Origin of the sequence: Exiguobacterium sp. s128 (assembly GCF_018618815.1) — a bacterium.
GTDB lineage: Bacteria > Bacillota > Bacilli > Exiguobacteriales > Exiguobacteriaceae > Exiguobacterium_A > Exiguobacterium_A antarcticum.
This window is the reverse complement of record NZ_JACSMT010000087.1, coordinates 1-1,886: the sequence shown is the minus strand read 5'-3', so window position 1 is coordinate 1,886 and position 1,886 is coordinate 1. Positions and strand designations below refer to the sequence as shown.

The 1,886-nt window shown below is 42.8% G+C and carries 1 protein-coding gene; it reads left to right on the top strand.

All coding sequences use genetic code 11. The annotated features are described in order from the left end of the window. Positions 1-77 precede the first annotated feature (77 nt). A complete protein-coding gene (locus KNQ13_RS15640; RefSeq protein ID WP_251027500.1) occupies positions 78-1,694 on the top strand; it encodes a GGDEF domain-containing protein in 1,617 nt (538 codons plus the stop codon). Positions 1,695-1,886 lie beyond the last annotated feature (192 nt).

The following is a 1,886-nucleotide window of genomic DNA, read 5'->3' as shown; positions in this document are numbered from 1 at the left end:
TTGTAAGAAAACGATTGTGTTTAATCGGGAGTATACGTGTCAACGTTCACTAACATTGCGTAAGAACCACAAACCTATTGCAAAATACAATTGTCCCACGTCGAAAGTTTTGGCTACTTGCACTCGGTTCCCTTACCTTATCCGTCCTTGGTTCAATTCTCGAAACCATTCATTTATTCAGTTCGTCAGGCACTGTGTCCGGCGTCTACAGCCTAGTATTTTTTTCACTCTCACATTACTTATTTTTATTCGCCATCTTTTACCGGATCGTCTCTAAAAAAGGATTTGGTCAACATGTGTTAGCTGCGATGGATGCCTTCATTTTAATGACTTTCCTTGCTCTTGTTGCCTTTCACATCTTGAATGAATTCGTCGACCCGACCGTCAACACGTTCCCATACTCCTTGATCGTCATCATCAATACATCCCTTGGTCTGTTCGTCTTTTTTTATTTTTCTTTTATCCAAGACACGCACTGGGTCTCCCGGACTACCTTGTTTTTACTTTTCTTGTCCATCTTTATCCGAGGACTCTATGAGATATCGTCCGTCTATTTCCCTGATTTCACGACAACATATTTGATTTTTTCACCTATTTTTATCCGCTTAGCCCAAAGTGCGGCTATCTTATGGCACATCGACCACATCGTCGAAGGAACGAGCACATCATCCGTCGTCCAGCGCGCTTGGCTTCCACTTCTTTCCTTGCCGTTATTCCTTCACTATCTCATTGAACAAGAAGGTGAGAAACGTGATATTTTCATCATTTTATTCTTACTGATCGTCCGTCAAATTTTGATTACAAGACAACATAGCTCAATCGTCCGCCAATTGGATACTCGAAATGAACAATTGACGATACGCGTCACGCGACGAACGGAACAGATTAAAGCAAGCGAGCAACAAGTCATCCCACTGTTTTTAGGACATCCTGATCCAATCGTTCGTTTCAATCAAGCAAAAGAACCGATCTATGCGAATCGAGCCGCCCAACGAATTTTCGGCCTTTCGGATATGGGCGTCGATCGACTCACCACCGAATTTCGTCATTTCCAGACCGCCTTGATGCAGAATTCTAACCATTATCAAAATCAATCGAATCAACAATTTGAGTTGATTCCGATTCCGATCATGATTGCCGACACCTCTTTTGGTCAGTTTTTAATTCTTCATGACGTGACGGATCGAATGGAACGTCAGCAGCAAATCGAATATCATGCTTATCATGACGGACTGACTGATATCGGAAATCGCCGTGCTCTCGAACGGACGTTTAATCAACAATCATCTACATTCAATTACTTGGCACTCATTGATTTGGATGGTTTCAAACTCATTAACGATACGTACGGTCATGAAGCCGGGGACTACATCTTAATCGAAGTCGCAAGACGTCTTTCTACTGAACTAGTCGCCGACGAATCCGTTTATCGACTCGGCGGTGATGAATTTGCTTTATTGATGTCAGCGGAGGATGAACTTTCGTTACGACGACGTTGTAAACTTTTTTTGAACTTTTTATGTCATTCCTACGTACATCATGGACAGACACTACATGTCTCTGCGAGCATCGGCGTAGCACCTTATGTGGAGGGGACAAATTTAGAACAGTGGCTGAAATATGCCGATCTTGCGATGTACCGGGTGAAGCATCAAGATAAGAATGGGATTGCCGTCTACCATTCTGAAGAATAAGTGACACTATGGCACGACACAAACGGGACTGACTCATAAGTCAGGCCAAAATCAATCCTTGTAACGGACGGTTCGACATCCTCGCTTTCCATGGGCGGAAGGTAAGCCCATAGATGTCAACTTAAGAAAATGACTAACTTCTTTTGAAAGATGGTATGGAATACTAACCCTACGAGAGGAGTTTTTTATATG